General features: G+C 59.1%; 16 protein-coding genes and 5 pseudogenes. 10 read left to right on the top strand and 11 right to left on the bottom strand.

The genetic code is table 11. From position 1 onward, the window contains the following. Nucleotides 1–123: 123 nt before the first annotated feature. Nucleotides 124–615, top strand: a pseudogene (locus U0C82_RS18660) (HAD-IC family P-type ATPase); the annotation flags it as partial. Between the two features lie 175 nt (nt 616–790). After that, on the top strand, nt 791–952 hold the full coding sequence (locus U0C82_RS18655) for a class I SAM-dependent methyltransferase (protein WP_322189329.1): 162 nt from the start codon (nt 791–793) through the stop codon (nt 950–952). A 786-nt stretch (nt 953–1,738) separates the two neighbouring features. Here the strand turns inward: U0C82_RS18655 and U0C82_RS18650 are convergent. The 7 genes from U0C82_RS18650 to U0C82_RS18620 form a co-directional block, all read right to left on the bottom strand. After that, nucleotides 1,739–2,125: a rhodanese-like domain-containing protein gene (locus tag U0C82_RS18650; protein ID WP_322189327.1), complete on the bottom strand. Its 387-nt coding sequence runs from the start codon at nt 2,123–2,125 to the stop codon at nt 1,739–1,741. Between the two features lie 17 nt (nt 2,126–2,142). Then, a complete protein-coding gene (locus U0C82_RS18645; RefSeq protein ID WP_322189325.1) occupies nt 2,143–3,048 on the bottom strand; it encodes an MBL fold metallo-hydrolase in 906 nt (301 codons plus the stop codon). A gap of 29 nt (nt 3,049–3,077) precedes the next feature. Further along, the gene (locus tag U0C82_RS18640; RefSeq protein ID WP_322189323.1) at nt 3,078–3,878 is read right to left on the bottom strand and encodes a sulfite exporter TauE/SafE family protein; all 801 of its coding nucleotides are present in this window, start codon (nt 3,876–3,878) and stop codon (nt 3,078–3,080) included. After that, on the bottom strand, nt 3,875–4,333 hold the full coding sequence (locus U0C82_RS18635) for a YeeE/YedE family protein (RefSeq protein ID WP_322189321.1): 459 nt from the start codon (nt 4,331–4,333) through the stop codon (nt 3,875–3,877). Before U0C82_RS18635 ends, U0C82_RS18640 begins: the two co-directional genes overlap by 4 nt. A gap of 3 nt (nt 4,334–4,336) precedes the next feature. Then, nucleotides 4,337–4,762, bottom strand: coding sequence for a YeeE/YedE family protein (locus tag U0C82_RS18630; protein ID WP_322189319.1), 426 nt, complete (start codon nt 4,760–4,762; stop codon nt 4,337–4,339). After that, a complete protein-coding gene (locus U0C82_RS18625; RefSeq protein ID WP_322189333.1) occupies nt 4,755–5,114 on the bottom strand; it encodes an ArsR/SmtB family transcription factor in 360 nt (119 codons plus the stop codon). Before U0C82_RS18625 ends, U0C82_RS18630 begins: the two co-directional genes overlap by 8 nt. 603 nt (nt 5,115–5,717) lie before the next feature. Next, nucleotides 5,718–8,036 (bottom strand): ATP-binding protein, encoded by a 2,319-nt coding sequence (locus U0C82_RS18620; protein WP_416186729.1) that lies wholly within the window; start codon nt 8,034–8,036, stop codon nt 5,718–5,720. Nucleotides 8,037–8,685: 649 nt separating this feature from the next. Between U0C82_RS18620 and U0C82_RS18615 the strand changes: the two genes are divergently transcribed. Then, nucleotides 8,686–9,789, top strand: coding sequence for a dienelactone hydrolase family protein (locus U0C82_RS18615; protein WP_322189317.1), 1,104 nt, complete (start codon nt 8,686–8,688; stop codon nt 9,787–9,789). Nucleotides 9,790–10,031: 242 nt separating this feature from the next. Here U0C82_RS18615 and U0C82_RS18610 read toward each other — a convergent pair whose 3' ends face one another. Both U0C82_RS18610 and U0C82_RS18605 read right to left on the bottom strand, forming a co-directional pair. Beyond that, entirely contained in the window at nt 10,032–10,403 is a 372-nt protein-coding gene (locus U0C82_RS18610; protein ID WP_322189315.1) for a PIN domain-containing protein, read from the bottom strand. Next, the gene (locus U0C82_RS18605; protein WP_322186192.1) at nt 10,400–10,699 is read right to left on the bottom strand and encodes an AbrB/MazE/SpoVT family DNA-binding domain-containing protein; all 300 of its coding nucleotides are present in this window, start codon (nt 10,697–10,699) and stop codon (nt 10,400–10,402) included. Before U0C82_RS18605 ends, U0C82_RS18610 begins: the two co-directional genes overlap by 4 nt. 372 nt (nt 10,700–11,071) lie before the next feature. Here U0C82_RS18605 and U0C82_RS18600 point away from each other — a divergent pair. The 6 genes and pseudogenes from U0C82_RS18600 to U0C82_RS18590 form a co-directional block, all read left to right on the top strand. Then, a pseudogene (locus U0C82_RS18600) lies at nt 11,072–11,641 on the top strand (recombinase family protein); the annotation flags it as partial. 835 nt (nt 11,642–12,476) lie between these two features. After that, complete coding sequence (locus tag U0C82_RS19025) at nt 12,477–12,953, top strand: PAS domain-containing protein (RefSeq protein WP_416186728.1); 477 nt, start codon at nt 12,477–12,479, stop codon at nt 12,951–12,953. Next, nucleotides 12,954–13,220 (top strand): PAS domain-containing protein, encoded by a 267-nt coding sequence (locus U0C82_RS19020; RefSeq protein ID WP_416186727.1) that lies wholly within the window; start codon nt 12,954–12,956, stop codon nt 13,218–13,220. It abuts the gene before it with no gap. Between the two features lie 33 nt (nt 13,221–13,253). Next, a pseudogene (locus U0C82_RS19015) lies at nt 13,254–13,661 on the top strand (PAS domain-containing protein); the annotation flags it as partial. A gap of 24 nt (nt 13,662–13,685) precedes the next feature. Further along, nucleotides 13,686–15,656, top strand: a pseudogene (locus U0C82_RS19010) (hybrid sensor histidine kinase/response regulator); the annotation flags it as partial. Nucleotides 15,657–16,090: 434 nt separating this feature from the next. After that, on the top strand, nt 16,091–16,315 hold the full coding sequence (locus U0C82_RS18590; protein ID WP_322189313.1) for a hypothetical protein: 225 nt from the start codon (nt 16,091–16,093) through the stop codon (nt 16,313–16,315). On the opposite strand, the gene U0C82_RS18585 is transcribed toward U0C82_RS18590, so the two are convergent. Beyond that, entirely contained in the window at nt 16,288–16,485 is a 198-nt protein-coding gene (locus U0C82_RS18585; protein WP_322189331.1) for an HNH endonuclease, read from the bottom strand. The genes U0C82_RS18590 and U0C82_RS18585 overlap by 28 nt on opposite strands. Nucleotides 16,486–16,760: 275 nt before the next feature. Here U0C82_RS18585 and U0C82_RS18580 point away from each other — a divergent pair, with 275 nt between their 5' ends. Beyond that, nucleotides 16,761–18,194: a VWA domain-containing protein gene (locus tag U0C82_RS18580; RefSeq protein ID WP_322189312.1), complete on the top strand. Its 1,434-nt coding sequence runs from the start codon at nt 16,761–16,763 to the stop codon at nt 18,192–18,194. Between the two features lie 261 nt (nt 18,195–18,455). Here the strand turns inward: U0C82_RS18580 and U0C82_RS18575 are convergent. Next, nucleotides 18,456–19,239 (bottom strand): annotated as a pseudogene (locus U0C82_RS18575) (IS3 family transposase); the annotation flags it as partial.

Here is a 19,239-nt window from a genome sequence, read left to right as displayed (position 1 = left end):
AAGTCCCATGTGGATCACTCCATTGCCCTCCTCGCTCAGCGCGATCGGAGGGAAAGGTCACATGGGTCAAATCTCAGTGGAAATCAGGCGACATCCCGGGTCAGTTCCGCGTGGAAATCAACAATCATGGCTACCGGCGACAACGAACGCACGGCGTAGGCGGTGGTAGGCAAGCTCGGCATCGACGAGGTGCGCGCCGGCATCCTGCCCGAGGCCAAGAAGAATTTGATCGACCGGTTGCGCCGGGACGGGCACAAGATCGCGATGGCCGGCGACGGCGTCAACGACGCGCCCGCGTTGGCGGCGGCCGATGTCGGCATTGCCATGGGCACCGGGGCCGACGTCGCGATGGAGAGCGCAGGGATAACCCTGCTAGGCGGCGATCTGATGGGGATCGTCAGAGCACGAAGGCTCGCCCACGCCACCTTGCGCAACATCAAGCAGAACCTCTTCTTCGCCTTCGCCTACAACGCCCTCGGCGTGCCCATCGCGGCGGGTCTGCTTTATCCGGTCACCGGCCTTCTGCTCTCACCCATGATCGCGGCGGCTGCGATGAGCCTGTCGTCCGTTTCGGTCATTACCAACGCGCTGCGGCTGCGGCGGATCGAGTTGTGAGGGACGGACGACGGCAGAGATTCCGAACCGCTGGGAAGGCGTCTCTCGGGTTAGGGAAGAGGCCGAGACGAGCTGGTTCGAGGACCGCCCTTGGGTATCGCTGGACCTGATCGGCGCGACAGGGGTAGAGAGGGATGCAGCTATCGTCGATGCGGGCGCGGGTTCATCCCGGCTCGTGGGTTTCCGTTTGGAATGGGGATTCCGCCGGATCACCGTGCTCGACCTGTCAGAAACCGCGCTGGCAAGGACCCGTGCGCGGCTACTCAAGGAAGCGCCCGTCGACTGGGTCGTGGAGAATGTGGTGGACTGGAAGCCGAACCAGCGCTTCGACATCTAGCATGATCGGGCGGCCTTTCATTTCCTGACCGACGCGGCCGAGCAGGACGCCTACCTGCAGGTGATGGACCGGACCTTGCTACCCGGCGGACAAGCGATCATTGGAACCTTCGCACCGGACGGCCCGACATCGTGCAGCGGTCTGCCGGTTGTCCGCTACGACGCTAGTCTGCCCCCGAAAAAGGTGGTCCTTCATGACGGATGGTTTTCGAGCCAATTGAGGCGCTTCCCGTTTTTGGACCGCCCGGCTGGAGAATTTCCGGGGGTTGCAGCTCGGGCCGACACCGCGTCGCATGGGCATTTCATTCGCTCGATCGGCGTCTTCTGGCCGATCGAGCTGTGTGGGCGGATCTCGTGATGTTCTCTACGCCATACAATGATTCTGATTCAGATCGGAGCGTAAATCAGTTTCGGAGGTACTTCACGAGACCGAAGATCGCCAACCCTAGAACGATAAGAGTGAGAATTCCGAAGAGCCCCATGCCTCCCATCATCCAGCTCATCTGACTTGAATCCATCATAGTTCCGTCCTGCATCATTGGTTCGCTTCTCTCTTGGTTCTTTAAAGGTGGGGAGCGCTGATGGACGCATCCATCAGCTTCAATTTGAAACAAAAATCTGGTCACGGATTAGAAGGCCGTGTTCAGCTTTTCGCGTTGGACTATTCTCGAACGGGCCATAAGCATCGGGAGCCTATTACGACTGGCGGGCGCAGTAGGGTCTCGAAACATAGAAGCTACGCTCAACTTAGCGGTGAACTCGTCGTTGAAACCGCGTGACGCGGTTCTTAGGCCTTTTTGATCGGGATTCCTGCCGACTGAAGAGCTGGAAAACCGCCTTCTACTGAGACGGCGTTTTCAAAGCCCATGGCCTGAAGTGAACCGGCGGCAAGGGTTGAACGTCCACCAGAGGCGCAGAAGAGAACAAGGCGCTTTCCGGGATCGAGTTCGGCCTTGTGGCTGGAGCTGGAAGGATCGGCCTGGAACTCTATGAGCCCGCGTGGGACGTGCACGGCACCCTTCACAGTTCCGGTCTTCTCCAGTTCGCTCGCCTCGCGTACGTCGACGAAAACTACGTCGGGCTGGTCTACGAGCTCGACGGCATCATCCGCCGAGATCGCTTTTACGCTGGCGCTCGCATCTTTGATGAGGTCTTTGGCGCTTCGTATTGTCATGCCATTCTCCTTCGGGTTTACCACGCAGCGCCTTCGAGGGCGTCGAGCGGGATCTTAAGGTAGCGTCGACCATCGTCTTCCGGTTCCGGCAGGCGGCCACCGCGGATGTTGACCTGGAGCGAATGGAGGATGAGTTTGGGCATCGAGAGATCGCTGTCACGCGTTTGCCGAAGCTCGATGAATGCCTCCTTCGTCGGCGCTTGCACGAGGTGGATGTTCGTTCGCGCTTGCTCGTCCACCGTCGACTCCCAACGAGGCTCGCGGCCATCCGGCTGATAGTCATGCCCGGTGTAGACGCGGGTTTCACCGGGTAGGGCGAGGATGCGCTGAATGCTGTTCCAGAGCGCTTCGGCGCTCCCACCCGGGAAGTCGGCCCGGGCCGTTCCACCATCCGGCATGAACAGGGTGTCGTGAACGAACACGGCGTCGCCGATGCGATACGCGATCGATGCCAGAGTGTGACCAGGGGTAAACATCACCTCGACGTCGAGCTTGCCGATCTTGAACCGTTCGCCTTCGGCAAAAAGGCGGCTCCATTGCGAGCCGTCCGCCGGACAGCATCCTGCGATATTGTAGATGCCCTGCCAGAGCTTCTGAACGTCCTGCACCTTCTCGCCGATCGCGGTCGGCGCGCCGGTCCTGTCGTGGAGATAGCCCGCTGCGGAGAAATGGTCCGCATGGGGATGGGTGTCGAGGATCCATTCAAGGCGCAGTCCCTCGCGTTCGATGAAAGCGAGGAGTTCGTCGGCGGATGTGGTGGCGGTCGCTCCGGACTTCGGATCGAAGTCGAGGACCGGATCGATGATGACGCAGGCTTTAGTCTCGGGATCGGCGACGACGTACTGGACGCTGGAGGTCCGCTTGTCGAAGAAGCCGGTGACGATCGGCCGCCCGAAGAGCGGGTTTGGGGACTGCAAAGCCATGGGAAGGCTCCTTTGCTGGTGTGATGGCGTCAGCCGAAGAGGGCGGGTAGCCCTTTCGCAACGATGAAAAGACCGACCGCGACGACGAGGACGGCAAACGCGAGACTGAGGACTTTCTTGCGGGCGGCGATCCGGGCGCCGAGGGTCGTACCCACCCAACCCCCAACAAGGCCGCCGATCACGAAGACCGCAGCGATCGTCCAGTCGACGAGACCGGAGACGGCGTAGCTGGAGGCCGTCGCTGCACCGAAAGCCCCAACGCCGACGAGCGACGTGCCGATGGCGTAGGTCAGTGGCATGCCGGTCGCGAGAATCAGGCCGGGCACGATGAGGAAGCCGCCGCCGATTCCGAAGAAGCCGGAGAAAAGCCCGACGGTAAAGCCGATGCCGATCAGCAGAGGGAGAAGACGGGGAGCCGTCTCCCAGGAGAGGCGGACCTGCGGGTCGCCGGCGCTCGCCTTTTGCCGCATCATCGCAAGGCCGACACCGATCATGACGAGGCCGAAGAGCGCCATCAGCCGTTCTCCGTCGACGGCTTTTGCAGCCGCAGCTCCTGCAAGCGAGCCGACGATCCCGGCGAGAGCGAATACGCCCGCGCACCGCCATTTAACTCGTCCGGCACGGGCCTGCGGCACGAGGTTTCCAAGAGCGCTGAAAGCGACCGCGACCGCGCTGGTGCCGATCGCCACGTGGGGCAAGGCGATGCCGACGACATAGACAAGCAGTGGCACGGCCAGGATCGAGCCGCCACCGCCGAACAGCCCGAGGACGATACCGACGAGGCCTCCCGATCCGGTGGCAGTGGCAAGCGTGTAGGAGACAGCGGTCACGCGTCCGCCTCCTGGCTCGGGGCGGGAGCAGCCTTTGGCGATCGCGGTGCGAGCATCAGGTGGTAGATGGCCATTCCGGCAATCATGGCCGCCACGAAAAGCAGTGCGGGGGTCGAACCGAAGCCGAGAGCAGTAAGGGCCGGGCCGGGGCAGAGCCCGACGAGGCCCCAGCCGATGCCGAAGATGGCGGCGCCCGACAGGAGACGAGCGTCGATATCGCTTCGCTTCGGGATTTCGAAGGCGGTTGCAAGCACCGGAGCGTTCATTCGGCGGCCAAGGGCAAAGGCGGGCGCGGCAACGAGGATCGCGCCACCTATGACGAAGGCAAGGCTCGGGTCCCACGCGCCGAAGATGTCAAGAAAGCCGAGGACCTTGGCCGGAACTACCATCTGCGAGACAATAAGGCCGACCCCGAAGACGAGCCCCGCAAGAAGGGCAGCAAGGATGCGGGTCATCGCTTACGCTCCCAGGATGTAGCGGACGAGGAAGAGGGTGGCGACCGCGCTCGCCATGAAGACGACGGTCGCTATGATCGAGCGGCCAGATCCCCGGCCGATCCCGCAAACGCCATGCCCGCTGGTGCAGCCGGAGCCGAGGCGCGTGCCGAAACCGACAAGAAGGCCGGCGCCGATGATGACGGGAAGCGTCGCATCGATGGTGATAGCGGGAAGTTCGTAGCCAACCAGTTCCATAAGTGGCGCAGCGGCGAGAAGGCCGACGAGGAAGGCCGCACGCCAGCCGAACTCCCCAGCCTTGGGGCGAAGGGCAGCATCCAGAATGCCGCTGATGCCAGCGATACGACCGTTCGCCAGCAACAGCACGGCTGCCGACAGACCGATCAATAGGCCACCACCGAGGGCGGAGAAGGGCGTAAACTCATCCATTCGATGTCGCCTGTGGCTTGGAGCTATCGGACGCGCCTGTCATTGGTGCCGAAGCATCCCTCGGCGGACAGAACAGGCCTTGTAGGGTCGAAAAAAGCGCCACAACGCGTTCGTCAGCGATCCGGTACCAAAGCGTCTGGCTCTCACGGCGGTAGGAGACGATGCCCTGCTCGCGCAGAACGCTGAGGTGCTGCGACAGGGCCGACTGCGACAGTCCGACAGCCTCGGCCAGCGAGCCGACATTGGCTTCGCCGAGCTCCAGCAGTTTGCACAGGAGCATGAGGCGTCGCTCGTTCGCAACGGCTTTGAGAAGAGCAGCGACCTCTTCGGCCTTGGCTTCGAACTCGTGCATCTCACCCACGTCAGACAACCCCTCTAATTATAAGAATTAGCTAATTTAGTGAAAACTGATATTCAAGGGGTCTCTGTTGGGGCTTGGCCCCCTTGTTCTAGAAACGCCGCATTCGCCAGCGCGCAGGATGGGTGGGTTGCGGCTCCTTGACTGCGAGCCTTCCACTCTTTCCCAATCATCCAGCGGGCGTCCCTAATCAGGTTGAATTCGTGACCAGCCACGAGGGTAAAGCGATGAACTGTTCCTTGGCGAAAGGAACATCCACCTCGAGAAGGCTTCGCAAAGACACGAATGTCGAGAACGGGTTTGGAGCCGAAGGTCAGCTTTCCGCCTGCTATGACCAAAAGCCGCCGGTCTCCTTTCGGCCCATCTTGACCGCCCCACGGATGGCTTGAATGGGTGGGTTGCTGACTGTCCCGTTCGCAGCAGCGATCGGAAGAAGCTGCCGTTCAGTTCCAAGCCTGCACCAGAGGGCTATAGCGCTTCCCGGTTTACCCGGCGAGAACGGTCTGAATTTTCGTAGCCATTTGCTTAAGCGATGCAATTCTCGGTAAAAAATGTACGCTTGGATCCAACACCTGGAGGCTAACTGGCGAGTGCAAGTTAAGCGTCCGTAATCATGCCTTTGATCCGGTTCGCCAGCACCGCCATGTCGAACGGTTTTGTCACCACCTGCATGCCAACATCAAGATGGCCATGGTTGAGGACAGCGTTCTCCGCGTAGCCTGTGATGAACAACACCTTGAGGCCGGGACGGAGTTCACGCGCTGCGTCGGCTACCTGACGACCGTTCATGCCGTTGGGAAGGCCGACATCAGTGATCAGAAGGTCTATGCGCGCATCAGAGCGGAGCACATTCAGACCCGATGGTCCGTCGCCGGCTTCAAGAGCGATGTAACCGAGCTCCTCTAGAACGTCGACGACGAGCATGCGCACGAGGGGCTCGTCGTCGATAACGAGAACCGTCTCGCCTGGCTGAGCTGGAGAGACGGGGTCGGCGGCCCTCAAGTCTTCGTCCGCTTCTTCTGTGTGATGGCGCGGCAGATAGATGCAAACCATCGTGCCCTGCCCGACCTCGGAGTAGATCCGCACCTGCCCGCCGGACTGGCGGGCGAAGCCGTAGATCATGGACAGGCCGAGCCCGGTGCCCACGCCAATGGGTTTGGTCGTGAAGAACGGGTCGAAGGCGCGTTCGATGACGTCTGCCGGCATGCCGGTGCCATTGTCGCTGACACACAGCGAGACGTACTGCCCCGGCGGCAGGTCTCGCTCGCGGCCGGCCCGATCGTCGAGCCAGCGATTGCTTGTCTCAATCGTGATCCGTCCACCATCGGGCATTGCGTCTCGGGCATTGATGCAAAGGTTCAGGAGCGCGTTTTCAAGTTGGTTTGGGTCAGCGAGTACCGACCATAGTCCGGCCTTCGCGACAGCTTCGATCTCGACCTGAGGGCCCACCGTTCTTCTGATCAATTCCTCCATGCCGGCAACGAGCCGATTCACGTCAGTGGGCTTGGGATCCAACGTTTGACGGCGTGAGAAGGCTAGCAAACGGTGCGTCAGCGCGGCGGCGCGCTTCGCGGCCCCCTGCGCCGCGAGCATATAGCGATCGACGTCAGCAACCCGTCCTTGCGCGATCCGTGTTGCCATCATCTCCAGGCTGCCGGAGATTCCGGCGAGCAAATTGTTAAAGTCGTGTGCTAGGCCGCCCGTGAGCTGGCCCACGGCCTCCATCTTTTGAGACTGACGCAATGCCTCCTCAGCCTTCTGAAGCTCGGCTGTACGCTCTTCCACACGCTGTTCCAGTGTCGCATTTGCTTGCTGCGCCGCTTGGAAGAAGCGAGCGTTGTCGATGCCAATTGCTGCCTGAGCCGCAAGCCCGCCCAAAAGCCGCTCGGAGCGCTCACTAAACACGTCCGGATCTGGATGCCCAAAAAACAGCCCCCCAATCACCTCGCCTGAGCGGGAAACAACGGGAACAGCCAGATAGCTTCGTACCGGCAGGTGGCCCTCAGGCATGCCAGAATGCGGTGCGTTTCGACCGTAGCGCTCGTCCTTTAGAATGTCGCCGGACCGGATGACACCTTCACCAAGAAAGGTTGGCCCGAAGACCGCTGTGGCCCGTGGCATCCCAAACTTCTCGAACTCACTCCGCTCGGCGCCGGACAACGCGTATAGAAGGTACTTCCCACCGCGGCTGTCGAGGACATTGTAAAAGAATGCGCCGAACTGCGCGTCGGTTAGCTCAACTCCGGCATCCACCACTGTTTGTACAAGCTGATCCAATTCAAGTTCAGCGGCAATCCGGGCTCCAGTGCGATTGAGCACCTCGAGCGCGTGGCGCTCGCTCGCAAGCCGCTCGGTGCTTTCAACGAGCGCTGCCTCATGTGCCTTTTCAGTCGAGATGTCGCGTACTTCGATAATAGTACCGACCGTGCGAGAGGCCTCATCGTAAATTGGGCTCGCGGTAAACGCGACCAGGTAGAAGTGCCCATCCTTGTGGACAAAGACCTCCTCGCCCTTCGTATTGGCCTTCTCTGGAAAGGCGCGGTCGATCGCGCATTCATGTAGAGGAAAATGAGTGCCGTCAGGCTTGGTGTGGTGGATGACATCATGCAGCGGACGGCCTTGTGTCTTGACAAACGTATATCCGGTTAGCCTTTCAGCGGCCGGATTCATGTACGCGCAGTGCTGCTGTTCATCCATGAGGAAGATCGCAACGCTCGCATTGTTGAGCACCGCATCCAGACGTCGATTCGTCGCCATCAAGGCATCCTCGGTTACCCTCTCATGTGCATAGCTGTCTGGACTGACCAGACCTGAAACACAGTCGTGGAGCCGCTTGGCAAGAACCGTATTCTGCGCCTTTGGCTCTTCCGTGCATTGGCGCAGACGCTCAATCTCATCTTTGGACATGCTGCTCATTCGGGATCGAGTTCGGACACTCGTGGCGCTTTAAGCCGGTTACGCTTAGATTACCACATTGCTCTTGGGCATCGCTTGGCAAGCAAGGACGTAGCCGGCAGCCTTGGGCGCTCGTTCTCGAGCCGCATTCGGCGAGCGTGCAGGATCGGGACGGTGGCGGCCCTTTGTTGAAAGCCTCCCACCCTCTCTTCCCGTTCATCGTGCGGGCGTTCGCCAACAGCGGTTACGCAATGCCGCGACGGTCGAATGCATCGTCGCGCGCGATAGAGGGCGCCGGGGTTAGTGTGCTCCTGGCCTAACTGCTGCCTTGGGGAGCTGCTGAATAAACGGCAGCGATCAACGAACGAGCACGAGGTCTAAAATGACGACCATGTCGGCGGAAGTGGCCCCACGCACTAGCGGGACCGAGCGGCAGCTTATCGGCTCGACGCCCTAGACCTGTCAGTCCGCTTTCGGCCCGAACCAACCGACCTCGGAACGGCAAGGATGGGTGGAGAACGGTCGGACAGCTTCCGGGTGAAGGGCAGACGTAACCAGACGTTTCCTCGGTGTGCGGCGTGCGTCAATACGGTGACACGCGGGGCCCTATCTCGCGGCGCAGTTCGACCAACGGGATCGCGTAGTCTCCGCTGTTCTACGGGCGGAAGCGGTGGGAGCCTGGGTAAGGAGGTTCGGAATCCGCTCGCGCACCCAACCCGATGCCGTTTCTCAATCGCTTGCGCATATTGACCCAACGTCATGCGAGCGGCATGATCCGCTGGTCCATCACCGCAGCGGAGGTCGCGAGATGATGCGCTGGTGTCCTGTCGCTGCACTTTCGGTCCTGCTGTTCCTGTCGTCTGTCGTGATGGGGCAAGGTCGGCCGCCTGAGACCCTGAAGGTTTCCTCGCTCACCATGGGAGACGACTCTTTCCTGCAAGGAAAGACGGAGGACGGATCGCCCGTCGTCCTGACGGGCCGTCTCAGCCTACCCGATGCCGAGGGTCGCCTTCCCGTCGTCATCCTTCTTCACGGCTCGGCCGGTCCCGGCGGAGCGCAAATGCCGACCTGGGCTAAGCTCCTCAACGAGAATGGCATCGCCGCCTTCGCCCTCGACAGCTACACAGGCAGGGGCTTGGAAGAGGTATTCTCCGATCAGGGCAGACTCGGCATCCTGTCGCCGATCTACGATCTGTACCGGGCCGTGGAGATCTTGGCGGACCATCCGGCCATCGACCCGGATCGGATCGCGGTCATTGGTTTCTCGCGCGGCGGTGTCGGTGCGCTGTATTCCGCCCTGATCCGGTTCCAGAAGATGTACGGGCCTCGGCGCGGCCGCCTCCTCGCCCACCTGCCGTTCTACCCGCCCTGCAACTTCGAGCTCGAACGGGACACGGAGGTTGGCCCGGCTCCGATCCGCCACTTCCACGGCATCGCTGACGATTGGAACCCGATCGAGGTTTGTCGCGCCTACATCGGACGCCTTAAGGCTAGCGGCGCGGACGTCGAGATATTCGAGTACGAGGGAGCCCAACACGCATTCGACAACCCTGGCGCCCCTGCCTACTTCGTCAACGGACAGGCGCAGACCTCGCGCAACTGCCTGCGCAAGGAGGTCGACGGGCGGCTGACGAATGCAGCGACGGGAGAGCCCTTCTCGTGGACACAGGCTTGCGTCGAGACGGGGCCAGCCACCCAGTACAACGGCCCGGCCGCCGAAGCGGCAACCGCCGCAGCGCTGGCAACGCTCAAGAGCGCCTTCGAAACTCCGTAGACTCGAGCAGCGGTTCCAGCGTCTGTCCTGACATGAGGTTCCGGAGTGCCGGGCCAACGAATGCTGCCGCCGGCCTTTCAAATGGCAGCTTCCGGGATCGTCCTTTCCTGTATCAAACCGCGCAAGAGGGTCGGAAGCCGAAGGGCAGCTTTCCGCCTTCTTCGCTCTCAAGCCGTAGGTCTCTTTCCGGCCCATTTGCCCGTTCGGTCGAGTTCAGCTTCCTCAGCGAAACTGCTCGATCCTCAGTCCGAGATCGGCCGCGACCTTCGACCACGCCTTATCGGCGGTAACCACCGGAACGGAAAGCTTCTGTCCGAGGGCGAGGCAGGCGCAATCCCGTGGCTTAGACCGTAAGGTTTCGTCAGGTCGAACATGGCCCCTGCGCTGAACGCAAGGTCAAGATCGAGATCCTGGATGACCAGCCCGAGCGACAAGATCAGGTCCTCCGCCTCGTTGCGGCTCTTGCCGCTCTGACACAGCTTCGAGACGGCTTCCTGAACAGTGAGAGTCGAGGCCGCCGCCCCGCCATCGATCCAGCGCTCGACATTGGCGGCACCTCGCTCGGCGAAGGCATAAGCGAGAATCGCTGACGTATCGATGACGCAGGCGATCACGAACCGCCACCGTTCTCATCTGTTTCTGCATCCGGTTCGATCCGCGCTATTTCGCGTTCGGCTTCAACACGCTTTTCGGCGAGAAACTCGTCGACGACGCTAACGCCTGGGCGCGCGTACTTTTTGGCAATGGCTTGAGCCCGTTTGCGCCGTAACCGTGCTGTCGTCAACTTGACCTCGTCGCCCTCGGCTTCGATCAGGACCTTGTCGCCCTTCGAAAGCCCAAGAGACTTGCGCAGGTCTGCGGGCAGCACAACGCGTCCATTTTCCTGCATTGGCAATTCGTAGAGCTTCATCACAATCTCCGCATACTGGTCGGTCACCGATCAAGAGGCAAGCGAATGGAATTGATCATTGATGAATAAACTATGCAAAATGGCCTATTCCGATCGAGATGCTTAAATTGCAGAAAACGCATACATGGGTCAATAAGCTATGATATGGACCGTAAGCGCTAAAATAGCCTGGGAGGTTCAGAAAGTCCTGCGAGCTTAATTCTGGCATTGATCGGTAGCCGGGATATTTTAAGCATTAGAGACATGGGCATAAGTGACCGGTTTTGCGCATGTGGTTTGCGGGAAGCCCAAAAATCAGCTTGACCGTGTTTCGTGCATGCGCGAATGCTTCTGGTGCGTTTTTGATGCAGTTTCAGCCGATCGGCATATTTCATGGCTCGCATTTTCGTCTACGCGCGTGTCTCCACGATCGAACAGACGACCGAAAACCAGCTCGGCGAAATCCGGGCCGCCGGGTTTCAGGTCCAGCCGCGCCGGATCGTGGCCGAAACGATCTCCGGATCCGTCGCCGCCTCCGAGCGGCCCGGTTTTTCCAAACTTGTCGATCGGCTCGAGGAAGGGGATATTCTCGTCGTGACCAAGCTCGACCGCTTGGGGCGCAATGCGATGGACGTCAGGAAGACGGTCGATCATCTTGATACGCTCGGTATCAAGGTCCACTGCCTCGCTCTTGGCGGCGTCGATCTAACGAGCCCGGCTGGTCGGATGACCATGGGCGTTATCAACGCGGTCGCCGAATTCGAACGTGATCTCCTGATCGAGCGCACGCAAGCCGGGCTTGAACGGGCGAAGGCGGAAGGCAAGATCCTTGGCCGTCCGCCGCGCCTAACCGCAAGCCAAAGGCAGGCCGTTGTCGCAAAGCTTCAGGACGGAATCTCGATCTCGCGTCTTGCCCGCGATTATGGCGTCAGCCGCCTGACGATCACCCGCGCACGAGACAAGGCTAGATCCGGCGACGGTGATAATGACGATAAGACTGAAGCGTCTGACGGGATGAACGGCGTCGACGGTACAGAAGGGTTTGAAACGCGGGAGGTCGCCCATGCCGATCCGGCGTGAACACCGTCATTTCTATCCAATCGACTGGCCACAGCTGTCCCACACGATCCGCTTCGAACGTGCCAGAGGACGCTGCGAGCGCTGCGGACGGCCTCATGGCAAGACGGTTCACCATCTCGGCGACGGGCGCTGGTTCGATCAGGAAGCGAACCGGTGGAGAGACGGCCGCGGCCGCGTCGTTCGCTCGAAATTGCCCGATCCGAGCGTTCCAAACGATGGGATTCCGATCTTAACGACCGATGTTCGCCTTGCATGCGCCCATCTCGACCAGAATACTGCGAACAACAATGCAGCAAACCTGGCTGCGCTCTGTCAGCGCTGTCACCTGGACCATGACCGTCCATGGAACATCCAAAAACGCAGGATTACAGTGCTTCTACGCCGCGCGTTGGGTGATTTATTTACCGGGCCATATTCGCGGTAAGCCAAATTTCGGAAGGGGTGGAAAAGACACGGTCCTCTTCATGACGCAGTGATAAAGAAGTTGCCGTCCGTGAGCTGGATCTTGCAATGGCGTTCCTCGCACGACTGTATCGAGAAGCCGGATCGATGTCGACAAAAGCGGTATGAGAGCATGTTTGGCGATCCTGTCGAATTCACCTAAAGACGCTCGTCGGCTCAGAAGCGAGAAGGCGCCGAGACCGGGAAGACGTACTTCAGTGCTGAGCTCGGTGCCCGTGCAATTACAAGCAGATGCGCTTGAATTATGGATTTGAACGTGACCAATGCAGCTTTCGCCGCCTCCAGCTTTCTCTCCGGCGGCGGTGAAATGGGCCACAGGCTTCGCAGCCATGCGTGGGACGAGACGGGCTTGGGGCCTCCGCAGGGCTGGCCAACGGCTCTGAAGACCTTGGTCGGCGTGATGCTGTCGTCCAACCAAGCCATGTTCCTGGCTTGGGGACCAGAGCGCACGCTCCTCTACAACGACGCATATGCCCAAATCCTTGCGTTCAAGCATCCAAATGCGCTCGGCTGCGACTTTCTCGACGCCTGGCAGGAGATCCGCGCCGATTTCATGCCTATCGTCGAACAAGCTTACGGGGGTGAGCCCGTCCACATGGACGACATCACGCTCGTGATGCACCGTCGTGGCTACGCCGAGGAAACGCACTTCAGCTTCTCCTACACGCCTGTGCGCGACGAAGCCGGGGCGGTCGCTGGGTTCTTTTGTCCTTGCAACGAAATCACGGGATAGGTGCTGGCCGAGCGCCGCCTCGGCGAGAGCGAGGCGCGAGCAAAGGGCGTGCTCGACGGTATGGCTGAGGGCTTTGTCCTTCTGGACCACAAGTTCCGCATCCTCGACATGAACGCCGAGGCCGAGCGGATGGAGAGCCGGCCCCGCGAGGCGCTCCTCGGTCAAACGCATTGGGACGCCTACCCGGGCAGCGAGGACACCGAACTCGGTCGCCTCTACAAGCGAGCCATGAGCGAACGCGTACCCGTCGCGTTGGACCACAGCTAACGTTGGCCAAACGGCCGATGGTCCTGGCTCGAGATGCGTGCCTATCCCGTCGAGGAAGGCCTTGCAGTCTTCTTTCGGGACGTTTCCGAAGAAAAGGCGGCAAACGCGGCAGCGCGGGAAACGTCGGAGAGGCTCCGCCTCGCGGTGCGCGCCACCAACGATGCCATCTGGGACTGGCACTTCGCTACCAACCACGTGCTTTGGAACGAGGCGCTGGAAACAGCTTACGGTCATGCCCCCGTCGACGTGGCGCCGACAGGCGAATGGTGGATCGAACACATCCACCCCGAGGACCGGGCGAAGGTAGACCACAGTATTCACACGGTCATCGACGGCACGTCCGAGAACTGGACCGAGGAGTACCGCTTCCGACGTGCCGACGGCACCTATGCCGACGTGCTCGACCGCGGCCATGTGATGCGTGACGAAACTGGTCGGGCAACGCGCATGATTGGGGCGATGCTGGACCTAACCGAGCAGCGCCGCAGCCAAGCCGCGTTGCGCGCCAGCGAGGCGCGGTTCCGCGCATTTGCCGAAGCGCTTCCCGTCGTCCTGTTCACCACGGATGCCGAAGGACGCTGCGACTACGTCAACCCGTTCTTCAAGGCGTTCACCGGACACCCGGTCGACGCACTCGTGCGTCTTGGGTGGAGCGAAGTGCTGCACCCGGACGACCGCGGGCGCTCGCTTGCCGCCTGGGACGAGGCACGCCGGACCGAGAGCCCCTTTGAAGTTGAGTATCGCTTCCGCCGCCAAGACGGTGTTTACCGTTGGTTCCTCGGTCGCTCGGTACCTGCGCGCCCAACGGAGGACGGTACCATCCTTCGTTGGATCGGCACTTGCGTCGACATTCAGGAGATCGTCGAGGCTCGCGATGCCAAGGAACGTCAGAGTGAGGAGCTGGAGCGCCTCGTGGCGGAGCGGACGGCAGAGCGCGATCGGATGTGGGATACTTCGCCCGATCTCATGGTGATCATCGACATCGCTGGGGTCTTCCTTCGCGTGAACCCAGCATGGACGTCCATGCTCGGCTATGCCACCGACGAACTCGTCGGCCACCACGTCAACGAGTTCGTCCTCCCCGAAGACCATGCTGAAACCGTCAAAGCGTACGAAACGGCTGCGGCGGGTGGACGACCGACGATCGAGAACCGCTATCGCCACAAAGACGGGTCAGTGCGTTGGGTTTCCTGGGTGGCGGCGCCGGCGGGAGAGGTCACCTACGCCACCGGGCGCGATGTCACGGCCGCCAAAGAGGCAGCGACGGAGCTGGAACGCGCGCAGGATGCTCTGCGCCAGAGCCAAAAGATGGAGGCAGTCGGCCAGCTCACGGGCGGCCTCGCGCATGATTTCAACAATCTTCTGGCAGGGATCTCGGGTTCGTTAGAATTGATGGCCACGAGGATCGCCCAAGGACGCATTGCTGATGTCGACCGCTACCTCGTCGCGGCGCAAGGAGCCTCTAAGCGGGCCGCCGCTTTGACGCATCGTCTCTTGGCCTTCTCCCGCCGCCAGACGTTGGCACCAAAGCCGACTTCGATCAACGCGCTGATCATGGGCATGTAGGAGCTGATCCGACGCACCGTCGGCCCCGCGATCCACGTGGAGAACGTCGCGGGCGGCGGTGTCTGGAACGTGCTCGCCGATCCGCACCAGCTTGAGAACGCGCTCCTGAACCTCTGCATCAACGCTCGCGACGCAATGCCGGACGGTGGTCGTATTACCATTGAGACTGCAACCCGCTGGCTTGACGACCGGGCAGCACGAGAGCGCGATCTTCCGACTGGTCAGTACGTCTCGATGTGCGTGTCAGACAACGGCGTCGGCATGTCCCCCGACGTGATCGAGCGTGCTTTCGACCCGTTCTTCACGACCAAGCCGATCGGCGTTGGAACCGGGCTCGGCCTGTCCATGATCTACGGCTTTGCCCGGCAGTCCGGCGGGCAGGTTCGGATCTATTCGGAGGTCGGCAAAGGCACGATGGTGTGCGTGTACCTGCCTCGTCATTTCGGTGAGGTCGAGACAGACTTTCACAACCCAACAACTATCGTTGCCAAGACCGATGCGGAAGAGACGGTTCTTGTGATCGACGACGAGCCGCTTGTGCGGATGCTGGTCGTCGATGTGTTGGAGGAGCTCGGCTACACCGCAATCGAAGCCGACGACGGCCCCTCGGGTATGGCGATCCTTGAGTCAGACACCCGCATTGATCTTCTGATGACCGACGTGGGTTTGCCGAACGGGATGAACGGGCGGCAGGTGGCGGACGCCGCACGAGAGGTTCGACCGGGGCTGAAGGTGCTGTTCATCACGGGCTATGCGGAAAATGCTGTCCTCAGCCATGGCCATCTCGACCCTGGCATGCAAGTCGTCACCAAGCCTTTCGACATGACAGTGCTAGCCGAACGCATTCAAGCTATCATCTCAGCCGAATAACGGATGATCGACGGGAGTATCCGCCTCGGAAGATGTCGGTAGCGACGATGAAGTTCGCTCTAAGGTCGGAGGCAGCCGGTGGGTACACTGGTTTACGCATCGGAGAGGGTATCCACCGGGTTTTGTGCTTTCGGTGCTGGAAGTGGGACCGAAGGGCTCGCAAGATCCATTGGATTGGGAATCGAACGCATTTGCCGTCTGTTGGAGAGGCGAGCTCATGAAGCGGCAAATGTACGCGCAAGCCAAGATCGATTTGGCCGAAGCATAACTGCTTGCGGCGACATGAGCTTCACCAACAGTGCAGCAGACCCATGGTCCGAAACGATGTGACATTGCAAGGCGGAAACAAAGTCGCGAGCATGCATTTTTCCTCTAGATAATCTAGATTTACAGTCTTAATTTACCGACGTAGGGCAAAACACTGCGAGGCATCCATGAATGTAAATATTTCAACTATGTTGACAGACGAAGAGTTCGCATTGCTCGAGGTGCTGTTTACCGAAGGACCGCAAACCGTTCGCCGATCTCCAGAAGCAATTGGGCTTGTTCAAAAGTTATATGCTGCTTGGGCCGATTGCCTCGGCACGCTCGAAGTCACTGAAAATGGGCGAATAGCTTCAAATATGCGCCCTCAAACGGGTCTTCCTTCGCTGGATTGAACAGCGCCGTTATGACAAGGCGCACAAATTGCTTGCCAGTTAGAGCGCGACTGAAACAGGTGTTTGTCCCCCTTATGGGGGGCAATGTAGTTTACCATGGTAGCATGTGTGCCGCACGGTTCGCATTTTGTGTCTTCGTCGCCCGAGCGACGTCGGTTCGGTTTTAAAATCTAAAGCCACCTAAAGGCTCCGCGCCTACGTCACGTGCTCACCCCGCGCCATGAGGCGTAACAGAAACGGACGAAGCCGTAATAGCCGCTGGATGACGGTTCAGTGGCAGGTCACTGAAGTTCCAATCAAATTGTGAGTTCATCCGTCTCAGTGCTTAAACGCGATCGCCGACTGTCCGTCAAAAAGGGGTGCGGTCCACAGCTATCGGAACGTCAACGCCTTTTCAACATATGAACGTCATAGTCGCTTGATGCTGTTTGGCTAAGGCTCTGTCATGACTAATTTTTTCCATAATGAAGAGGGCAATTTTGGCATGCTGTTTGCAATTGCGATTGGCGCACTTGTGACAGCAGCAGGTGGCGCCGTCGATATGGCGAAACAGTACACGATGGCAACGCATCTTCAGTCCGCTATAGATGCAACATCATTAATATTAGCGCGATCTATAAACGATGTTCAAACATCGACTGATGATACAGAAAAATTGCTGCGCGGAAATTTCAATTTCCTAAATGCAGAGATAAATATCATAACTCATACGGTCACAGATGATGATGTTTTTATCGAAGCAAAAGCAGTTACCAAATCGCATTTCTTAGGCTTGATAGGAATAGAAGAGCTGAAGGTAGTGCGTAATGCTCGTGTCGTTCGCGAATCAAAAACCGCAATTGAGGTCGCTCTTGTCCTAGATACGACCTGGTCGATGTCTGAAAGAGACGATAGCGGTAGCTCAAGGCTTGATAGTCTTAAAGCGGCAGCGAATAATCTAGTAAAAAAAGTTATGACCGATAAGAATGAGACACAGATTGCTGTCGTTCCGTATTCAGACTACGTAAACGTCGGAATAAATAATCGCTACGCAAGCTGGATGTCCGTACCTTCTGATTATTCAACGGTACCTCCCCCGCGAAAGTGTGAAACAAGAACCACGAGAACACAATGTAATTCATATGCTCCAAAATATCAGTGTACACGTGAGGTTGACGGCGTTAGTGAGGCAGCTACCTGTGGGGGAAATTGTACATCCTCTACAACGGTATCAGTTGCACCGTATGAGCAGTGCAGTGGTGGTGGAACGGGGCAAGCGTACACATGGTACGGTTGTGTCAGATCTAGAACGATGAGCGATTTCAGACTTTCCGACACTAGGCCAGATGTATCATATGTTGGATTCTTAGGGACTTATCAAACATGCGCATCCCCACTGCTGCCACTTACCAACAATAAAAGTATTGTCCAGAGCGCAATTAATAATCTTTCTTATGGAAGCGGTGGATATCGTCCATCAACATTCATACCGACTGGGCTCGTTTGGGGACTAAACGTAATTTCCCCTTCTGAGCCGTTTAATCAGGGTTTAGCATATGATTCTGCTAATAAGAGGCCACGAAAAATCGTTGTACTCATGACGGATGGAGAAAACACTCTAAAATATTATAACGGTGACGGAAGTCATCGGAATGCATCTTCCAGCGCAGATGTCGATCAGGCCAATAACGATTCAATGGCAGTTTGTAACAATCTAAAAGCCCGAAATGTTGAGGTCTTCACGGTTGGATTCCTTGTGGAATCAACCGTTGCACAAAGCATGCTGAAAAACTGTGCAACTGATTCAGACCACTATTTTGACGCATCAACATCGAAACAACTAGAGCTAGCATTTGATGAAATTGCAGTTGGGATGACTAATATTCGGCTTGTTCAGTAGCATGCGCCTTTTTGACGATCCCGAATAAACGACGCAACGATGCCGAAAAACGTACTGCCTGAGTTCCATCGCTAAGTGCAACACCCCAGAGCCGATGTATGATCGGCTCGGTTGTCCAGACCAAATGGAGTGCTGCCATCCCATCCTACGTCCATCTGTCGTCTCGCGAAAGGGAGCAGATTGCGGTCTTTCACGCCGCAGGCCATTCAAACACCGAGATCGCCAAATGGCCTGCCCCAACCGGGTGGTCCGGGGTGGATCTTAGTGCATTGTCGGCCTCTGCACCATGGCTGGCGTAGCCGGCGACGCCGGTCCGTTGAGCGGTGCCGGCCATTGAACAGCTTTTGGCGCAGGCGGCCGGTAGCCGAGCGATGAATGGGGACGCGCCGTGTTGTAGTGGCGTCGCCAGTTTTCGATCACGACCTTTGCCTCGGCGAGCGAGTAGAAGATCTCGCCGTTCAGAAGCTCGTCCCGGAGCTTGGAATTGAAGCTCTCGCAGTATCCGTTCTCCCACGGACTTCCGGGCTAGATGAACGCCGTCTTCGCACCGACCGCGACGATCCATTCCCTGACTGCTTTCGCGACGAACTCCGGGCCATTGTCCGACCGCACATGCTCGGGTGGGCCGCGCAGGATGAAGTGGTCCGTCAGGACATCGATGACGTTGATCGAGTTCAGCTTCCGATCGGTCCGGATAGCTAGGCACTCCCGGGTGAACTCGTCGATGACATTCAGCATGCGGAACTTCCTTCCGTCATGGGTCCGGCTTTCCACGAAGTCGTAGGACCAGACGTGATCAGGATACTCTGGCCGCAGACGGACACACGATCCGTCGTTCAGCCAGAGCCGGCCTTTCTTTGGTTGCTTCTGTGGGACTTTGATGCCGTTCGCGCAGGCGCGTGACTGCGCGAACCCGACGCCAGATCCGCTCGACGCGCTTGACGTTCACCGTCCAGCCTTCGCTCTTCAGCAGGGCCGCAATCCGACGATATCCGTACCGGCCGTATTCGCTGGCGAGCCGTACGATGTCAGCGGTCAGCGCCTC

This window comes from Fulvimarina uroteuthidis (assembly GCF_034321785.1).
In the GTDB taxonomy this organism is placed as follows: Bacteria; Pseudomonadota; Alphaproteobacteria; order Rhizobiales; family Rhizobiaceae; genus Fulvimarina; species Fulvimarina uroteuthidis.
The sequence above is the reverse complement of the archived record's forward strand: the minus strand, read 5'-3'. Positions and strand labels throughout refer to the sequence as shown.

Bases quoted from the DNA above. Each gene is read 5' to 3' on its own strand.
- U0C82_RS18630 (WP_322189319.1), bottom strand. From the start codon at position 4,762: ATGGATGAGTTTACGCCCTTCTCCGCCCTCGGTGGTGGCCTATTGATC.
- U0C82_RS18635 (WP_322189321.1), bottom strand. From the start codon at position 4,333: ATGACCCGCATCCTTGCTGCCCTTCTTGCGGGGCTCGTCTTCGGGGTC.
- U0C82_RS18645 (WP_322189325.1), bottom strand. From the start codon at position 3,048: ATGGCTTTGCAGTCCCCAAACCCGCTCTTCGGGCGGCCGATCGTCACC.
- U0C82_RS18605 (WP_322186192.1), bottom strand. From the start codon at position 10,699: ATGAAGCTCTACGAATTGCCAATGCAGGAAAATGGACGCGTTGTGCTG.
- U0C82_RS18625 (WP_322189333.1), bottom strand. From the start codon at position 5,114: ATGCACGAGTTCGAAGCCAAGGCCGAAGAGGTCGCTGCTCTTCTCAAA.
- U0C82_RS18580 (WP_322189312.1), top strand. From the start codon at position 16,761: ATGACTAATTTTTTCCATAATGAAGAGGGCAATTTTGGCATGCTGTTT.
- U0C82_RS18650 (WP_322189327.1), bottom strand. From the start codon at position 2,125: ATGACAATACGAAGCGCCAAAGACCTCATCAAAGATGCGAGCGCCAGC.
- U0C82_RS18620 (WP_416186729.1), bottom strand. From the start codon at position 8,036: ATGAGCAGCATGTCCAAAGATGAGATTGAGCGTCTGCGCCAATGCACG.
- U0C82_RS18590 (WP_322189313.1), top strand. From the start codon at position 16,091: ATGAATGTAAATATTTCAACTATGTTGACAGACGAAGAGTTCGCATTG.